This is a genomic window from Hyphomonas sp. ske169 (assembly GCF_056850855.1).
The window spans coordinates 3,096,062-3,112,669 of sequence record NZ_CP096146.1 but is presented as its reverse complement, the minus strand read 5'-3'; the positions used below and the strand labels follow the sequence as shown (position 1 = coordinate 3,112,669).

Genomic DNA, 16,608 nt, shown 5'->3' with positions numbered 1-16,608 from the left:
GCAATGTTTCAGCTGACTGAGTATGCACCTGAGCGCCCTGAATTTGGGAGCTTCTATCTTGTCACCGAAAGCGGCGAGCATGGGCCATATGAGACCTATGACGACGCCGTCGACGCGGCCGAGCGCCCCCCAGCTAACATGATCGGGTTTAATCCGCGCAAAGGCTATTATGTCGTCGACCGGAGCGAGCCCGAGATAGGCTAGGCCAGTTCCGCCATATATTCCTGCAGCTTCATCACCGACGGCACGGAATGCTCACGCAGCTTGTTCATGATAGCGAGCTTTTCAGTTTCGTCTTCTTGAATGCCTGAGACCAATTGCGAATAGCCATCAAGACGGTTGTCACGCAGCCACTTTCGCAAGTCTTTTTCTTGCGACCAATTGAACTGGTTCATCATGAAAGCGTTCTGCATGCGGATCCAATCCGTGGCATGATTGGGAAGCGGAACGACTTGGCAGAGGCGGTTCTTTTCCTCTTCGGTGTCACGGGTCAGCTCAATGTGAGCGATAAACGCGGCGCTAAACACCGGCTGGACGGTTCGAACCGTCTGCAAACGGATCGTATCCCCTTCAAAAACAATCGCCTCTTCTGAATTACCGACCGCACAAGCCGAGCAGTCCACGAACAGCGTATCAGGATCGTTTGGCAGCGTGCCGTCGTCGAAAATGATCTGATCTGGTTCGATGCGCTGGATACGCCCTTTCCGGATCACGTTTTTTACTTTCCGAAGCTCCGCAAGCTCTGGGTCAGAAATCGTCGCGCCGTGGAACATGGTTGGACGCACGCTCTCATCAATCCGTACAAAGATCCCCGCCTGCTCAACTCGATCAAATAGGTCGTCGATCGAGGTGGAGCTTGCGATCGCCTCCATTTGCGCTGCTTGAGCCCCCATCGTGGCTGCAAAGAATCTCGGATCGGGCTGGGTGGTCTCGCGACGCATCAACCAAGCATCGCGCGGGCGCACCCAGTGAATTTGATCAGGATCGACATGGTTCTCGAGCAGCCAGATCACAGCATCGATGCCGGTCTTACCACCGCCAACAATCACGTAACGCGAGGGCTGCTCTGAGACTTTCGGAAGATCATTGAGCGGCATCATTTTGACGCCGTCGACGACTTCAAAATTCGGCGTGTGCGTGGACGGCACCGTGGTCCGAAGCCAAGTCGCATCAACGATTTTCTCGCGCGCGACGACGTCATACGTCTTTTCTGAGGTCAGCGCCGAGATCTTGCCATCCCCTTCATACTTACACATTGGCAAATACGTGACGCGGCCCGTCGGCAGGAATTGGTAGCGCATGACCTCATCAAAACAGGCCATGATCTCCGGCCCCGTCGCGAGGTCTTGCAGGCCTTTGTTCAGGCCGATCGTGTCGACCACCCCTTTTGAGAGCTCTTTAGAACTGACGCCATAATAGGCGGAGGGCTGGTGCAGGGTAACGAACGGATAGGCGTCATTCCAATGCCCACCCGGCTTCTGGTGCATATCGACAATCAGCACCGTTTTATCGCTTTCTGACAAGATGATATCCGCGAACGCCATGCCCATCGCACCGGCGCCAATGATTAGATAATCGACCTCAAATTTCTCCGCAGACATGTCAGTCTCCTCGTCAGCATCATAGACCTTGATAACAGTGTTATTGCGTGTTAATAACACTGTTATTGAAAGTCAAGTGGAATGTATCTGTGGTCGAGGCTAAAGCAAAAATCCTAATGGCGGCTTCCGATCTGTTCGCCAGTTCGGGTGCTGGTGGATTGAGCGTGCGCGCCATCTCAAAGCGTGCCGGCGTCTCCACGATCGGTATCTACAATCACTTCAACGGCAAGCAAGGCATCTTGGATGCGCTCTATATTGAAGGCTTCCAAATGGTCATGGCGGCGATCCATATCGAAGATCCCGACTTACCGGCCCGCGAAACAGTATTGCTCGGTCTATCTAACTATATCGCAATGGCGGCTGAGCATCGCGGGCATTATGAGCTGATTTTTGGACGCGGAGACCCAAGCTACACGCCCTCCTCCGCTGCGATTGCGGTGGGTGAGGAGGCGTTTAACCGGCTGACCTATTTAATCTCCCGCGCGCTCCCAGCCTCTTTATCCGGTCGCGAGAAACGTGAAGCCGCTTTGCAATTATGGGCGCTCACGCACGGTTATGTCAGCCTACAAGATCACGAGGCGACGGAACTGATCCCCAATGCCGCTTGGCGAGATCTGATCATGCGCGCCGTGACAACTCATTTAGATGCGATCATCGCCAAGCACGCAGATCAATAATCGCGTGCGCCAAACAGCGCCGTCCCAACCCGAACATGCGTAGCACCGATCCGCGCCGCCAAAGCGTAATCGCCACTCATTCCCATGCTGATTGTCCTAAGATCGTGCCGATCTGCAAGTCTATTCAGGAGAGCAAAATGAGGTGCAGCAGGTTCATCGGCCGGCGGAATACACATCAATCCAGTGATCTCGCCCGGATAGGTTTCACGGCTTAGCTTCAGAAGCGCCTCAAGCCCGTCGATGCTCACCCCGCCCTTTTGCGGCTCATCGCCCGTATTGACCTGGATCAATAGCTCCGGCGGCTGCGCGCCGCTTTTGTCGATCGCTTTGATCAGCGCCTTGAGAAGCTTCTCGCGATCGAGCGTCTCGATCACATCAAACAACTGAACCGCCTCTTCGGCCTTATTGGTTTGTAGCGGACCAATCAAACGCAGCTGCAGGTCTGAATTTTCCGCGCGGCGCGCGCTCCAACGTGTTTGTGCTTCCTGCACCCGGTTTTCGCCAAAGACCGTTTGTCCAGCCTCCAGCGCCGCCTCGATCCGTTCGTCGGGTTGGCGCTTTGAAGCGGCGACCAAAGTGACGCTCTCGCCGATCTCAGAAAGGATGCGCGCGCGGGCTTCGCGGATGGTTAGGGTCTGTGTATCGTGGCTCATTATGGGGTTGAAACACCAAGCCGTCTCCGCTCGCAAGTGGCGCGCCGCAATCCGGCGGGTTGAGACCCATTTTCCGCCCGTGTTGCCGCCGCTTTTATTCCTCACAGACCCCCAGCGCACGCCGAACCCGTTGAGCATCGCTGCAGCCTTGCCTGATGGAAGCGGAATCATTTATCGGCACTTTGGCGCGGAAGACCGGTTTGATATGGCGCCTAGGCTGGCAGGCGTTGCGAGGCGCCGGGGGCTGAAGCTGCTGATCGCTGCCGATCCGAGCCTGGCGCTTGAAGTCGGCGCGCATGGCGTCCACTGGCCGGAAGCGAGACTTGCCGAAGCGCGGAAATGGCGCGGCCGTTTCATGTTTCAAACCGCAAGCGCGCATTCGAGACGCGCGATCGATCGGGCCGCAAAAACCGGCGTGGATGCTGCTTTGGTTTCGACCGTGTTTCCATCGACCAGCAAGAGCGCAGGCGCGCCAATGGGGCGACTGGCATTCACCCGGCTATGCCAAAAAGCGCCGCTGCCTCTGTTCGCCTTGGGTGGCGTTAAAGCGGCGAATGCTCTCCAAATCGCGGACGCGGGCGGGCTTGCCGCAATCGAAGGGCTTAGCTAACCGCGCGAACCGCCTCGGCGACAGATTCCACCGCCTCATCCATCAATTTCGCATCCGTCGCTTCGGCCATGACCCGGATCAACGGCTCTGTCCCAGACTTCCGGATGACCAAGCGGCCTTTCTCGCCTAGCGCTTTCTCGGCGGCAGCAATCGCGTCTTTCACGCTCTCTTCTTCGAGCGGCGCACCAGATTTGTAGCGTACATTGACCAATTTCTGCGGCACCGGGTCGAACACGTGGGCAATTTTAGAGAGCGGCTTTTCCCGCTCAACCATGACGGCCAGCACTTGCAATGCCGCCATCAAACCATCGCCAGTGGTGGAATAGTCAGACATGACAATATGCCCAGACTGCTCTCCGCCAAGATTGAACCCACCTTCTCGCATCCGCTCAACGACATATCGGTCGCCAACTTTGGTGCGCTCCAGCTTTAAATCCAGGCTCTTCAAATGCTGTTCGAGCCCAAGATTAGACATCACTGTCGTGACCACGCCCGCTTCCGAGAGTTGGCCGCGCGCTTTCCAGTGCTCCGCAATCAACCCAATCAACTGATCACCATCAACCTCATTGCCTTTTTCATCGATGATGATGCAACGATCGGCATCGCCATCGAGCGCGATTCCAATATCTGCGCGGTAGGTTTGAACCGCCTCTTTGAGCGCGTTTGTATCGGTGGAGCCGACTTCGAGATTAATATTGAACCCGTTCGGCTCAACGCCAATTTTGAACACTTCCGCCCCGAGCTCATACAGCACAGCGGGTGCCACCTTATAGGCCGCCCCGTTCGCGCAATCGATACAGATACGAAGCCCTTTGAGGTTCATCCGGCGCGGGAAACTGGCTTTGACGATTTCAACATAACGCGCTTGGGCGTCATCGACGCGTTTAGCGCGACCGAGATCCCCGGGACCCGCAAGCTTATCGTCGAGCGCTTTATCCATGCGGCTTTCAATTTCCAGCTCGATTTCATCGGACAATTTGTATCCATTCGGGCCAAACAGCTTGATCCCATTATCCTCAAAACTGTTATGGCTGGCCGATATCATTACGCCGAGGTCCGCTCGCAAAGATCGCGTCATCATCGCAACGCCCGGCGTTGGCAGCGGCCCAAACAGGGTCACATCCATTCCGACAGAGGTAAATCCAGCCACCAAAGCCGGCTCAATCATATAACCGGAAAGTCTTGTATCTTTCCCGATAACCACACTGTGACGGCGCGGACTCGTCGTCCGAAAGTACTTTCCAGCTGCCATTCCTAAACGCATTGCAATCTCCGGCGTCATCGGAGGTGTGTTCGCCGTGCCACGGATTCCGTCGGTTCCGAAGTATTTGCGTTTCATAATGCGCTAATTCCTTGCTTCGTCCCATTCTGAACGGTTTGCTGCAGTCCTTACAGGCGCCATGCCACAATTTCGCTGAAGTTTCCAAGTCAGGATACAGACCCTGATGGCACATCTTCTGCATGTCAGGCGCTGTTGGGGAAAAGAGAGGACACGCAAAATGCGTATGAAATCATTCCTAGTGGGCGGTATGCTCGCAGCTTCACTCGCCGGATGCGCCACGGGGCTTCCATCCGATATGACTGTCGCAGAATACTGCGCCAACCCAGACCGTGCGTCAGAAGAAGTCTGCCGTCTAAAGGTCGAAATTGACGGCAACGCCACCGCGCTTGCTGAAACAAATATGAGCTTGCGCGAAGCGCGTCAGATTTCTGACAGCGCCATGGCCGCAGCCGCAAATGCACAATCGTCTGCCGATGCTGCGCAAAGCCGTGCGGATCAAGCTTTTGCGCTGGCCAATCATCTGTCCGAAAAAGACCTAGACTGTAAGACCACTACGGTTCAGCAATCTACGACTGGAACTTGTGAGCCAGGCTATACGGTGATGGGCTGCGTTCAAACGCGCTACACCCACCGCGCGGGAGGTCTTTCCTTCCTGCGTGAGCTGAACAATGAGCAGTGCCGTTTCAATAGCCAGGTGCTTGAAATGCAAGTGCGCTGCTGCCGGGCCGCAAATGCCGGCTCTAGCGTCAGCGGCTCTTAAGCTAATTTTGCTTTTTCAATAGAATTCTACTGACAAGGGGATCCAAAGGGTCCCCTTGTTACCTTTTTGCGTTCGTGTCTTCGACACATTCAGTAATAGGATTTGCAATGACGGGATCGCGATGATCGGACTAGGGACACCGCGGGACGACACAGCAAGCGTGGAGCAAGAGTAGATGTGTGGAATCATTGGTATTTTAAGCCAGCAAGGCTCGGCGGCGGATCGCGCCATGGAAGCGTTGCGGCGGCTCGAATATCGCGGCTATGACAGTGCCGGTATCGCCACACTCCATGACGGTAAACTCGATCGCAGGCGCGCCGCAGGCAAGCTGAATAATCTGCGCGACGTTTTGAACGAAACTCCGATTTCTGGCAGCGTCGGCATCGGCCATACCCGTTGGGCCACGCATGGCGCTGCGAACACACAGAACGCGCACCCTCACGTTTCTGGATCTGTGGCGCTTGTCCATAATGGCATTATCGAGAATTTCCGCCATCTCCGCGAATCATTGGAGCAGCAGGGCCATGTGTTCGAAACGGAAACTGATTCTGAAACCATCGCCCACTTGATCACATCCAATATGAAAAAAGGCGCGGATCCGATCAGCGCCGTGAAAGCCTCGCTCGCTGATTTGGAGGGAGCATTTGCGCTGGGGATTATCATCGAAGGTCATGAGGACCTGATGATTGGGGCACGCAAAGGGTCACCGCTGGTGATTGGCGTTGGCGAGGATGAAATGTTCCTCGGCTCGGACGCCCTTGCCGTGGCCCCGTTCACCAATCGAGTCGTCTATCTCGAAGAAGGCGATTGGTGCGTCTTGCGGCAAAGCTCTTACGAGGTTTTTGATACCAGCGGCGCGGTTGTCTCCCGCCCCGAAACCATCGTGCAAGCCGCGGGCGCCGCGGTTGAAAAAGGCAATTATCGCCACTTCATGCAGAAAGAGATCTTCGAGCAACCCGACAGTACGGCGCGCACGATCGGGGCCTATGTCAACGCACTGGAGCAATCGATTGAGCTGCCGGGCGACGAAGCAGCCATCGACTGGGCGGAAGTTACCCACCTTCACATGGTCGCCTGCGGGACCGCTTATTATGCGACCTGCGTCGCCGAATATTGGTTTGAACAAATCGCCGGATTGCCGGTTAAAACAGACATCGCGTCGGAGTTTCGTTATCGCGAACCTGCGCTGCCAAAATCTGGCGGACTGGCGCTTTTTGTCAGCCAGTCGGGCGAAACCGCCGATACGCTGGCTGCCCTGCGCTATTGCAAAGAGGCCGGACTGAAAACCGCAGCGGTGGTGAATGTCCCGACCTCGACGATCGCGCGCGAAGTTGATTTGGTGTTGCCAACTCTGGCCGGCCCGGAAATTGGGGTCGCTTCGACCAAAGCCTTCACCGCGCAGCTATGCGCCCTCGCGGCGGGAGCGATCGCGGCCGGCAAAGCGCGAGGATCGATCGATCGCGGGCGCGAGATTGAACTGGTTGATGCGCTGAGCGGAATTCCGCGCTTGATCTCTAAGAGCTTCGCGCTGGACGCTCCGATTGCAGGCCTTGCGCGGGACCTATCGAAGGCGCGGGATGTGATCTATTTGGGCCGCGGCGTACACTATCCGATCGCATTGGAAGGCGCTCTAAAGCTGAAAGAAATCAGCTATATTCATGCCGAAGGCTATGCCAGCGGAGAGCTGAAACATGGTCCGATCGCGCTGATTGATGAAGAGACGCCGGTCGTATTTGTGGCGCCGTTTGATAACCTGTTCGACAAGTCACTATCGAACCTACAAGAAGTGGCCGCTCGGCGCGGAAATGTCCTGCTGATCAGCGATTCTGAGGGCTTGAAAGAGGCTGGGGATACGCCGGAAAATGGGATTGAAGTACCTGCCTGTCACCCATTTGTGGCGCCTATTCTATATGCGGTTCCCGTGCAGATGTTGGCTTATCATATTGCGGTCGAAAAAGGCACGGATGTCGATCAACCGCGAAATCTCGCAAAATCTGTGACGGTCGAATAATTCAATTATTGGTATGATCGTGGCCCGGCCTGCGAGGGAAGCAGACCGGGCGCTAGATCAAGCTCATACAACTGTTCCGAACAACCCAATGGTTAGGGCGGCGCCGAACACGGCGAGCGGAAGAGAGACGGCTGAAGCGATGAAGCTCGTCCGAGCTTCAGATAGGGAGGAAACACGCATGGGATTTGTCCTTCTTTGCGTTTCGGACAACGGTTATTCGCTGCCCGTGAACATCAGATAGGGACTCAAAAACAAAATTCAATGAATGATTTGAAAATTATTCAGCGTTCAATTTCTCACGCGTTTTAATAGAAACGCTCAACCCAGCCAGGATGATGTCCATAACGCCATCCAATTCGCGCTCGAGCTTCGGCAAAGTCAGCCGCGACCAAAGCTGGGGATATCGGAACTTCATCGTCGCTGATTGCATCATTTCTGCAATGAAATTGGGGTTTTCCATCGATGCAAACACGCCTTCAGAGACGCCCTGCTCCAAGATTTGAACCAAATAAACGCGCTCTTGTGCCATTTCTTCATTGGCGAAGGTGGGCCGTTCGCTCGAGAGCACTTCTGCAACTTCGAGAACTTTCGCATCCTTATCAAGTTTCTCGAACGTCGTTTTCAATGCAGTATGGTGGAACACGCGCATCTTTTCGGCGGCGGGCAGTTTGCTGCGCACCAATGCCGCGTTCTGGGCGTTGATCTCCATATTGAGCTTGCGCGCCATGGCTTCCGCAATGTCTATCTTTGAGGCAAAGAATCGATAGATGTTGCCAGCCGACATTCCGCAGTCGCGGGCAATCTCAGCCATTGTGGTCTTGGCGTAGCCATAGTGCATGATACGCTCCATGGCGGCATGGAGGATTTGCTCACGAGTATCGAGTTTTTCGTTCATTGGATTAGAATATAGGAAAAGTGTGAATGATCAACAAATTGTTCAATTTCGCACACAGTTGTGAGAAAACGTGTGACTGAATTCAGCCAAATCGGCGTCCTCGGCGCCGGCGCCTGGGGCACCGCCCTTGCCGCATCGCTCTATCAGAAAAACGAGACAGGGTCCTCCAACGTCCCTGTCTGGGCACTTGAGGCAGAGGTCGCCGACGCCTTGCGTGAAGGCCGAGGAAACCCGATTTTCCTACCCGGCATTGAGCTTCCGAAGATGCAAGCGAGCACAGACTTAAGCGCGCTCGCAAGCTGCGACGCCATCTTGGCGGTTGTGCCAGCGCAGTTTGCGCGATCCGTCTTTAGCGACCTCGCCACCCTAGTTCGCCCCGGCACAGCCATTCTTCTATGCGCCAAGGGCATTGAACGCGACAGCCTCAGTCTGATGACGGATGTCTTGAAAGAGACGATCCCTGACGCCATCCCTGCCGTCTTGTCCGGCCCGAGTTTCGCCGCTGACGTATCACGCGGTTTGCCCACGGCTGTCACGCTGGCCTGTGAAAACGAAGCCGTCGGCAAAGCTCTGATGGATGCGATCGGACAACCCGGCTTTCGTCCTTATTGGTCAAATGACCTGATCGGCGCCGAAATTGGCGGCGCGGTCAAAAACGTCCTCGCGATCGCGTGCGGGATTGTTGAGGGCTTGCAGCTGGGCCGTTCTGCACATGCCGCGCTCATCGCTCGAGGATTTGCTGAGATGACCCGGCTCGGCACCGCCATGGGCGGCCGCGCTGAGACGTTGGCAGGCCTCTGCGGCCTAGGCGACCTCGTGCTGACCTGCTCCTCACCTCAGTCGCGTAATATGAGCTTCGGTCTGGCGCTCGGCCAAGGCCAGAGCGCGAATGATATCCTAGCCGCGCGCAATTCCGTGACCGAGGGAGTCGCTACCGCCCCTGCCCTTATCGCGCTGGCGCAAAAGCACGGTGTCGAAATGCCTATCTGCGCCGCCGTCAATGACATACTAAGCGAGCGCACCACCGTGACCGAGGCGATCACAAGCCTGCTCGCGCGTCCCTATAAAGGAGAATAGAATGCCGCTTTTCCTCGTAAATGCTCGCGACAAGGCCAATCGCTCGGACCTTCGCAAAGCCACGCGGCAAGCCCATTTAGAGTGGGCGAGCGACTACCGCCATAAGATCGCAATGGCTGGCCCCGTGCTATCGGATGATGGCGAGACAATGATCGGATCCACGTTCGTAATCGAATTCGACACGCTTGATGAAGCCGCCGCTTGGGCCGCAGCAGATCCTTACGCCCATGCTGGCCTGTTTGAACGAACAGAGATCATCCCGTTCATGTGGCTAATTGGAGACGGTCCGAAGAATGGCTGATGCGGACAAACCGTTTTGGGAGTCCAAACCGCTTGAAGCTCTGTCGACGGACGAGTGGGAATCGCTCTGTGATGGCTGCGCGAAGTGCTGTCTAATCAAGCTGGAAGATGAAGACACTGGCGAGATCGCATTGACCCGCCTTCATTGCAAATTGCTGGACGCCGAGACCTGCCGCTGCAGCGACTACCCTAATCGCAAACAGCACGTTCCCGATTGCGTCATCCTAACGCCGAAGGACGTCTCAGAGCTGCGCTGGATGCCAACGTCTTGTTCATATCGGTTGGTCCACGAGGGCAAACCTCTACCCGATTGGCATCACTTGATCAGCGGCGATCGAGATCTGATCCATCGCCGCGGCGCCTCAATCCTGGGTCGAACTTTGAGCGAAGACACGCTGTTCGACCCAGATGATGTTGAGCAAATCGAAGATTGGATTGTCGATTGGGAAGGCAATGAGCCTTAAGGCCCTTCGATTGTATAGCCTTTGTCTCGCAGCATCGTAATCACGCTATCGGGTCCAGCAAAATGCCCAGCACCCGCCGCGATTAGGATGGAGCCCGGCTCCTCGAGCATCTCTTCAATCACTGGCACCCACGCCTTGTTGCGGGTGACCAGTAAGCGCTCATAGGCGTCGTCGGTAAAGCCATAACCTTCCGGATCCGCCATCAGCGCGCCAATCCCCGCAACATCACCATCAGCCCACTCATCAACGAGCAAATCGAGCATGCGCGGCGTCTCGTCGAGCAGAAGCGCAGATTCGTAGAGCATCTGGATTTGATCGGCTTCGCTTAACAAGTCGAATGCATCGGCCTGCTGCGAAATGCTCTCAAGATAGCCAAAGGATTTACCGGCCGCGGCGCCTTCCGCCTCAATCACGGTTTCCACGCCAGAGTTAGGGTCATAGCCATCATTGACCAGCTTCATCACCCCGAGATTGACCGATGCCATCCAAGGCTCAAAAGTGTTCATCGCGTCGAGCGGCACGCCAATCGAGTCAAAGGCTGCGCTGATCACCGCCTCATCCTCATCGTTCAAAGCCTCTTTCAACGTCCGGCCATCTTGATACATGCCGCGGGCCAGAAAGTCGGTAGCAATTGCGCGCTGGGCCGCTTCGCTTTTCATATCGACTTCAAAGACAATCGTATCAGCATCTGCGATCGCCTGATTTAAAGCGTCCGTGCGCCACTCAAGATCCGGTCGCAGCAAGTGAACCGTACCGAAAATATTTATGGTGGTGTCTTCGTCAGACAGGGTCCACATCACCGGTGCGCCCGGCCCAGACGATGCGCGGGCATTTTCCAAAGCCCCCTCGAACCGGGTCAGAACCTCTTCTTTCGATACGCGAACCGGCGCGTCAGCGGTTTCCGTCGCAGCGCTCGTTTCCGCGTCACCGGTTGAAACCGTGTCACTATTTCCGCAAGCAGAAAGCGCCAGGGCAAATCCCAGGATGGCGCCGCTCGCGCCCAATCGTAATCTGTTCATAATGGTTCCCTTTTGATTGGTTTCTATGTGCGTATCTCAGAGCTGCTTTCAAGTTTATTACACGCATTCTTCCAATTGCATCCCCCTCCGGCTTGGCGTAAGAGGCGCGTGGAAGCACCTATAGCTCAGCTGGATAGAGCGCTGCCCTCCGAAGGCAGAGGTCAGAGGTTCGAATCCTCTTAGGTGCGCCAGGTTTTTCCAGAGATTGCGAAAGATACGCCCTACTCACAGTCTGAAGGGTCATCACCCGGCATCTTCGCGCACCGCCGACGAAGGTTTGCGCTTAAACATCAGCCAAAACCCATAAGCCCCGGCCACGACGAGCATCGCACCGATGACGGCATCGAAGCCAACCGAGAACCAAAATGAGAAAGGGTCTGACGCACGCTCTACGATCGCGTCGCGGATTTCGGCTTTTCCGTCAGAGATTTTCTGAACCGCGCCTTGAAAGATCAGTATCAGGCCAAAGACGATGAGAGCGCCGTTCAAAACCGCGGCAAATATGAAAACGCTCACGCGCTCGCCAAATCGCATCTCGAAGCTCTCCGATACCTGTCTGCTCACCTTAAAATGCGTGAGAATGACAGAAATCGGCTCAAAACACCGACGTTTACATGCGCGCGTCAAAGCCCAAAGCTTAGTCCGCTGGTCCCAATGAATATACCAAGTCATCAGGGTACAGACCGCCAATCGGTGTTCGAGATTCAAACCTCTCAGCCTCGCTCCCTTCCGGCAGCGGCATCTCCTCAACCCAATCGAACACAACAGTGCGGTTTAATACCCGCCACTCGCCGTCTCGTTTTACGAACCAGTCGAGATAGCGCCCCTTCATGTCCCATTGCTGCATTTGCCGTTTCGCACCCAATTGCCTTTGGAAGGCTGAAAAGTAGGATTCAACCGCGGCGCCTCCGTCTTTGAACTCAATCAGGATGTTGTGCACCTGATGAATGCCTCTCTCGACATAAGGTAGCGTCTTCATCGCCCAATCCACAAAGCCCATCGCATTGCCTTGATAGGGCCCATGATGATCTGTGCCATCCGGCCAATAGGAGGATCTCAGCAGCGCTTTATCGGCGCGATCGATGCCCCGGCAATATCGGTAGATACAGTCTCGGATCGCATCCTTGTCGATCAGTCGCTGTAGGGCTTCATTCAATTCGGGCGCTATCGTCATGTCGCCGCCTCCATCTCGAGAGTTCTGATCAACACCTGTTTCTACAGGATCGATGGCGCATCAAGCAAAAACACTGCGCGCTAGGACCGCGGTCACGCTCTTTACTCGCCAGACGCGCGTGATAACCCTGCGTTATGCGACTACGACAGATTGAAGTCTTTTATGCCGTCTATTCGGCTGGCTCCATCAGCAAGGCGGGAGAGCTTTTAGGCGTCTCGCAACCGGCGGTATCGAAAGTGCTGCGGCATACGGAAGACACGCTCGGCTACCCGCTATTTGAGCGGACGGCGACGGGCTTGGTGCCGACCAAGGAAGCAGCAGACTTATTCGAAGGCGCGGCGAAAGTCTTCAACGAGGTGAACCGGTTTCGCGCCCGCGCCGCAAATACCAAGCTCGGTGATGATAAGCCGCTTCGTATTGCGCTCGCGCCGAGCATTGGTTTGTCAGCTGGACCGCGCGCTGTGGCCACGTTCGCCAAGCGGCATGGCGAGACAAGTATTGAAATTGAAACCTATCACTTCGATGAGGCAGTCAACGCCCTTCGAACCGAGCAGACCGATATCGCGATTGCCTACCAACCCTACCCCCGCGAAGGATTGCGCATCATCCCAATCGCCACCGCGAAGTTTGTTTGCGTCACGCCGAAAGGCCACTGGGCCCACAAGCAAGACCAAATCTCTGCTCGCGATTTGACCGGCGAATCTGTCATCTATTTGAACGTCGACGCGCCGCTCGGTCACCTCTTGAGCTCGCACCTAGAGAACGTGTCAGATATGCAACAGTCGCAACGAATTGTCGTAAACACCTATTACATCGCCAAAATGCTCGTCGCCAGTGGCGCCGGGATCGCGGTGGTTGATGAATATGCCGCGCGTGCGCCATCTCTGGATGAGGTCGATACTTACGGATTCTCCGAAAACATTGGGCTTTCAGTAGGAGCCATCGTTCGCGAAAACTATAATTTGTCGGTCTCGGAACGCGCCTTTTTGAATGATCTAACCACCGAATTGAAAGCCGTTTCAGGCTAATTGCCCATAACTAATGGTTATACCCCTCCTGCTGCAAAGACGTTGCCCGGCTGAAAATCCTACGCAATCTGCACGGTGATGAGTTCTATCGGGAGGAAACAGATATGATCGTCAAAGCTTCGTTCAAAACGATGTTGCTAGGCAGCGCGGTGATCGCGACGGGTCTGGTCGCACAAGCTCAAGACTCGGACGCAGACGCCGAAGACGCGCGCGAACTCGACAAAGTTGTCGTGGTTGGATCGCAAATTGTTGGATCCGACATTGCGGGTGCGCTTCCTGTCACGGTTCTAAGCGTCGATGATATTGACGTCACAGGCGCAGCCAGCGGCGATGAGCTCCTGCGCTCGATCCCGCAAGTCGGCGACATCATCTTCTCTGAAGCCGAGTTTACCGGCGTCAACGGTGCGCGCGGCGATATCGGCTCGATCAACCTTCGCGGCATCGGCACCGGCAACACGCTGGTTCTACTCAATGGCCGCCGCTTGGTCTTGCACCCGGGCACTCAGGTTGAAGACTTTGTGCCGGTCAATACCGTCAACTCGCAATCGCTACCCGTCACCGGCATCCAGCGTTTGGAAGTCTTACGCGATGGCGCTGCGGCGATCTATGGCACCGATGCAGTCGCTGGCGTGATCAACACGATCACCCAAGATGATTTTGAAGGCCTGGAAGCCAGCGTCCGCTATGGCGGATCAGAAAATACCGATCTGCGCGAGCTCACCGGCACGCTCAAATGGGGTAAGAATTTCAATAATGACCGCACAAATATTTCGGTCTTTGCGAACTTCCTAGATCGCGAAGGCTTCTCTGCCCTCGATCTACGCAATTCCAGCACCGAAGATCTGCGCACCTTCTTTGAAGGCACCCCATTCGAAGGCGACACCCAATTACGTAACCTGTCGACCCAGACTCAATGGGCAGAGTTCCGTGCGCTTGGCGGACCAATTGCAGCGATCGGTGATGATGATTTCCACATTCAGCCTAACACATTTTCCGGCTGTCTTGTCGATCTCGGAAACGGCGTTTGTGCTGACAATGGCGGCTCAATCGATACGTCTTTGAGACTAGACCGTGCACGTTATCGCGAACTGGTCGGCAACACAGAGCGCCAGAACGTGATGGCCTTCTTGAACCACGAGACCGATGACGGTGTCGAGTTCTTCGCCGAGGCAACGTACTATCACGCAGACTATAATCGCGAACGGGAAGCCGCTCAGATCCTGTCCAGCGGGCGGCTGACTGTTCCGGCAACCTCTTTCTACAATCCATTTGGCGTCGATCTCCAAATTCGCGATTATCGCCCCTTGGATATCGGTCCGCGCCGGGTTGATGTTGAAAATGAAAGCTATCGCCTGCTGGGCGGAGCGCGTGGCGATTGGGGCACCTGGAACTGGGAAACTGCACTTCTGCACTCCGAAGCCGAGACCACTGATGTGACCACTCGGGTCAGCAATACCCTCTTCCAGCAGGCGCTCGCCCGCACCACACCAGATGCGTACAACATTTTCGCTGGCGGCAACGTCACCGACACGAATGCACCGGGCACATTCAACAATCAGAACCAGGCGACCATTGATAGCTTCCTCGTGCCTGTTTCGCGGGTAGGTGAAACGTCTCTGACGTTGATCGACTTTAAACTTTCAAACGGCGCATTGATGGAGCTTCCCGCGGGTGGCCTCGGAATCGCGCTTGGCGCCGAATTCCGCGCTGAGCAGTTTAGAGATGACCGCGACGCCCGTTTGGATGGCACAATCGTGTTTACTGATCTTGTCACCGGCAATGTCATCCCAAGTGACGTGATGGGCTCAAGCCCAACGCCAGACACAGATGGTGACCGCGACGTCCTTTCGGCCTTCGCAGAATTGGCTGTTCCCTTGGTCAGCGAAGAGATGAACATCCCGCTCGTCCACCGGTTAGACGCACAGCTAGCGGTTCGCGCCGAAGACTATTCTGATGTCGGCAGCATCGCGAAACCAAAAGTCGCGCTGTCTTGGTATCCTCACCCTGATTTCCAAGTTCGCGCGGCATACTCGCAAGGGTTCCGAGCACCTAACCTGGAGCAAATCAACGCGACGGGTATTCGCCGCGTGAATGGTGGCCGCGAAGACTGGATCTTGTGCGAAGCGACAGCCCGCGCCAATGGGACAGACTTCGACACTGGCGACTGTGACGGCAATTCGGTCGAGAGCGTTCGCTCAGGCGGCCCGGATCTGCAGCCGGAAGAGAATGACAACATCTCTATTGGCTTGGTCTATCAGCCATCCTTCGTGGATGATCTGACTTTCACTGTCGATTGGTGGCGGATTGAGCAAGAAGATGTCGTCGGCATTTTCGGCGATCAGAACCAAATCTCCTTGGATTATGTGCTCCGCCTACAAGGCAGCTCGAACCCGAATGTTGTTCGCGCCGCACCAACAGCTGACGAAATCGCGCTTTACACCGCAGCAGGTCTCACCCCGGCCGGTGAAATCGTTGAAGTCGCCGACCAATACGTCAACCTCAACCCACGTGAATTCGAAGGTATCGACTTTGGCGTCAATTGGGGGCTCGACGCCGATCAGCTCGGAACGTTCGATTTCAAAGTGAATGCTGCCTATTTGCAGGAAGCTTTCCAAGCACCGTCCGCGGAGGCGAATGCGATCCTATCAGCGGTCGATGCCGGCACAGCCAACGATGCGGTTGATGTACCAGGTTCACAGGACCGCGTGCAGCAGAACGGTCGCCCAGAATGGCGCGGCAATGCCAGCGTAATTTGGCGCAATGGCGCCTGGGGCGCAGGCTTGTTCTACAATTATGTGGGCGAGGTTATCGACACATCCGTCACAGGGCCAGATGGTGAGATTTTCGAAGTCGATCCTTTTGAAACGGTAAGCCTGTATGGCCAGTACACGTTCGAGGAATGGCTCGGCGGAGACACCCGCCTTCGCATCGGAGCGCGGAACATCACCGACGAAGATCCACCACTCGCAGACGAATTTGCAAGTGGCTATTTCCCAAGTCTTCACTCCAACCGAGGGCGCTATTGGTACGTGGATATCCGCAAGGAATTCTAGTCCG

17 protein-coding genes and 1 tRNA gene are annotated in these 16,608 nt (G+C 55.6%); 11 read left to right on the top strand and 7 right to left on the bottom strand.

The window, feature by feature from the left end; translation table 11 throughout:
• The first annotated feature begins 3 nt into the window (after positions 1 to 3).
• Positions 4 to 204 carry a hypothetical protein gene (locus tag MY069_RS15220; protein WP_482794638.1) on the top strand — a complete coding sequence of 67 codons (201 nt, stop codon included), beginning with the start codon at positions 4 to 6 and terminating at the stop codon, positions 202 to 204.
• Here MY069_RS15220 and MY069_RS15215 read toward each other — a convergent pair.
• Positions 201 to 1,601 carry an NAD(P)-binding protein gene (locus MY069_RS15215; RefSeq protein ID WP_482794637.1) on the bottom strand — a complete coding sequence of 467 codons (1,401 nt, stop codon included), beginning with the start codon at positions 1,599 to 1,601 and terminating at the stop codon, positions 201 to 203. The genes MY069_RS15220 and MY069_RS15215 overlap by 4 nt on opposite strands.
• Positions 1,602 to 1,690: 89 nt before the next feature.
• On the opposite strand from MY069_RS15215, the gene MY069_RS15210 reads away from it, so the two are divergent.
• The gene (locus tag MY069_RS15210) at positions 1,691 to 2,278 is read left to right on the top strand and encodes a TetR/AcrR family transcriptional regulator (RefSeq protein ID WP_482794636.1); all 588 of its coding nucleotides are present in this window, start codon (positions 1,691 to 1,693) and stop codon (positions 2,276 to 2,278) included.
• On the opposite strand, the gene MY069_RS15205 is transcribed toward MY069_RS15210, so the two are convergent.
• The gene (locus MY069_RS15205) at positions 2,272 to 2,931 is read right to left on the bottom strand and encodes a YggS family pyridoxal phosphate-dependent enzyme (protein ID WP_482794635.1); all 660 of its coding nucleotides are present in this window, start codon (positions 2,929 to 2,931) and stop codon (positions 2,272 to 2,274) included. The genes MY069_RS15210 and MY069_RS15205 overlap by 7 nt on opposite strands.
• A 1-nt stretch (position 2,932) precedes the next feature.
• Here MY069_RS15205 and MY069_RS15200 point away from each other — a divergent pair, with 1 nt between their 5' ends.
• Complete coding sequence (locus MY069_RS15200; protein WP_482794634.1) at positions 2,933 to 3,541, top strand: thiamine phosphate synthase; 609 nt, start codon at positions 2,933 to 2,935, stop codon at positions 3,539 to 3,541.
• On the opposite strand, the gene glmM is transcribed toward MY069_RS15200, so the two are convergent.
• A complete protein-coding gene (glmM, locus tag MY069_RS15195) occupies positions 3,534 to 4,883 on the bottom strand; it encodes a phosphoglucosamine mutase (protein WP_482796718.1) in 1,350 nt (449 codons plus the stop codon). The genes MY069_RS15200 and glmM overlap by 8 nt on opposite strands.
• A 157-nt stretch (positions 4,884 to 5,040) precedes the next feature.
• Here glmM and MY069_RS15190 point away from each other — a divergent pair, with 157 nt between their 5' ends.
• The gene (locus tag MY069_RS15190) at positions 5,041 to 5,583 is read left to right on the top strand and encodes a hypothetical protein (protein WP_482794633.1); all 543 of its coding nucleotides are present in this window, start codon (positions 5,041 to 5,043) and stop codon (positions 5,581 to 5,583) included.
• Positions 5,584 to 5,758: 175 nt separating this feature from the next.
• Positions 5,759 to 7,594 (top strand): glutamine--fructose-6-phosphate transaminase (isomerizing), encoded by a 1,836-nt coding sequence (gene glmS, locus MY069_RS15185; protein WP_482794632.1) that lies wholly within the window; start codon positions 5,759 to 5,761, stop codon positions 7,592 to 7,594.
• Positions 7,595 to 7,871: 277 nt separating this feature from the next.
• On the opposite strand, the gene MY069_RS15180 is transcribed toward glmS, so the two are convergent.
• Positions 7,872 to 8,489: a TetR/AcrR family transcriptional regulator gene (locus MY069_RS15180; protein ID WP_482794631.1), complete on the bottom strand. Its 618-nt coding sequence runs from the start codon at positions 8,487 to 8,489 to the stop codon at positions 7,872 to 7,874.
• Between the two features lie 72 nt (positions 8,490 to 8,561).
• On the opposite strand from MY069_RS15180, the gene MY069_RS15175 reads away from it, so the two are divergent.
• Genes MY069_RS15175 through MY069_RS15165 form a run of 3 tightly spaced genes read left to right on the top strand, consistent with a single transcriptional unit; the run spans position 8,562 to position 10,330 of the window.
• Positions 8,562 to 9,566, top strand: coding sequence for an NAD(P)H-dependent glycerol-3-phosphate dehydrogenase (locus MY069_RS15175; protein WP_482794630.1), 1,005 nt, complete (start codon positions 8,562 to 8,564; stop codon positions 9,564 to 9,566).
• A 1-nt stretch (position 9,567) separates the two neighbouring features.
• On the top strand, positions 9,568 to 9,867 hold the full coding sequence (locus MY069_RS15170) for a YciI family protein (protein ID WP_482794629.1): 300 nt from the start codon (positions 9,568 to 9,570) through the stop codon (positions 9,865 to 9,867).
• Complete coding sequence (locus MY069_RS15165) at positions 9,860 to 10,330, top strand: YcgN family cysteine cluster protein (RefSeq protein ID WP_482794628.1); 471 nt, start codon at positions 9,860 to 9,862, stop codon at positions 10,328 to 10,330. Before MY069_RS15170 ends, MY069_RS15165 begins: the two co-directional genes overlap by 8 nt.
• Here MY069_RS15165 and MY069_RS15160 read toward each other — a convergent pair.
• Positions 10,327 to 11,349: a TraB/GumN family protein gene (locus MY069_RS15160; RefSeq protein WP_482794627.1), complete on the bottom strand. Its 1,023-nt coding sequence runs from the start codon at positions 11,347 to 11,349 to the stop codon at positions 10,327 to 10,329. The genes MY069_RS15165 and MY069_RS15160 overlap by 4 nt on opposite strands.
• Positions 11,350 to 11,463: 114 nt before the next feature.
• Between MY069_RS15160 and MY069_RS15155 the strand changes: the two genes are divergently transcribed.
• Positions 11,464 to 11,540, top strand: a tRNA-Arg gene (locus MY069_RS15155).
• Positions 11,541 to 11,592: 52 nt separating this feature from the next.
• Here the strand turns inward: MY069_RS15155 and MY069_RS15150 are convergent.
• Together MY069_RS15150 and MY069_RS15145 are read right to left on the bottom strand one after the other, a co-directional pair.
• Positions 11,593 to 11,883, bottom strand: a complete 291-nt coding sequence (locus tag MY069_RS15150; protein ID WP_482794626.1) for a hypothetical protein — start codon at positions 11,881 to 11,883, stop codon at positions 11,593 to 11,595.
• Positions 11,884 to 11,986: 103 nt separating this feature from the next.
• Positions 11,987 to 12,523 carry a nuclear transport factor 2 family protein gene (locus MY069_RS15145; protein WP_482794625.1) on the bottom strand — a complete coding sequence of 179 codons (537 nt, stop codon included), beginning with the start codon at positions 12,521 to 12,523 and terminating at the stop codon, positions 11,987 to 11,989.
• 134 nt (positions 12,524 to 12,657) lie between these two features.
• Here MY069_RS15145 and MY069_RS15140 point away from each other — a divergent pair, with 134 nt between their 5' ends.
• Both MY069_RS15140 and MY069_RS15135 read left to right on the top strand, forming a co-directional pair.
• Positions 12,658 to 13,551 carry a LysR family transcriptional regulator gene (locus MY069_RS15140; RefSeq protein WP_482794624.1) on the top strand — a complete coding sequence of 298 codons (894 nt, stop codon included), beginning with the start codon at positions 12,658 to 12,660 and terminating at the stop codon, positions 13,549 to 13,551.
• A 104-nt stretch (positions 13,552 to 13,655) separates the two neighbouring features.
• On the top strand, positions 13,656 to 16,604 hold the full coding sequence (locus tag MY069_RS15135) for a TonB-dependent receptor plug domain-containing protein (protein ID WP_482794623.1): 2,949 nt from the start codon (positions 13,656 to 13,658) through the stop codon (positions 16,602 to 16,604).
• Positions 16,605 to 16,608: the final 4 nt, after the last annotated feature.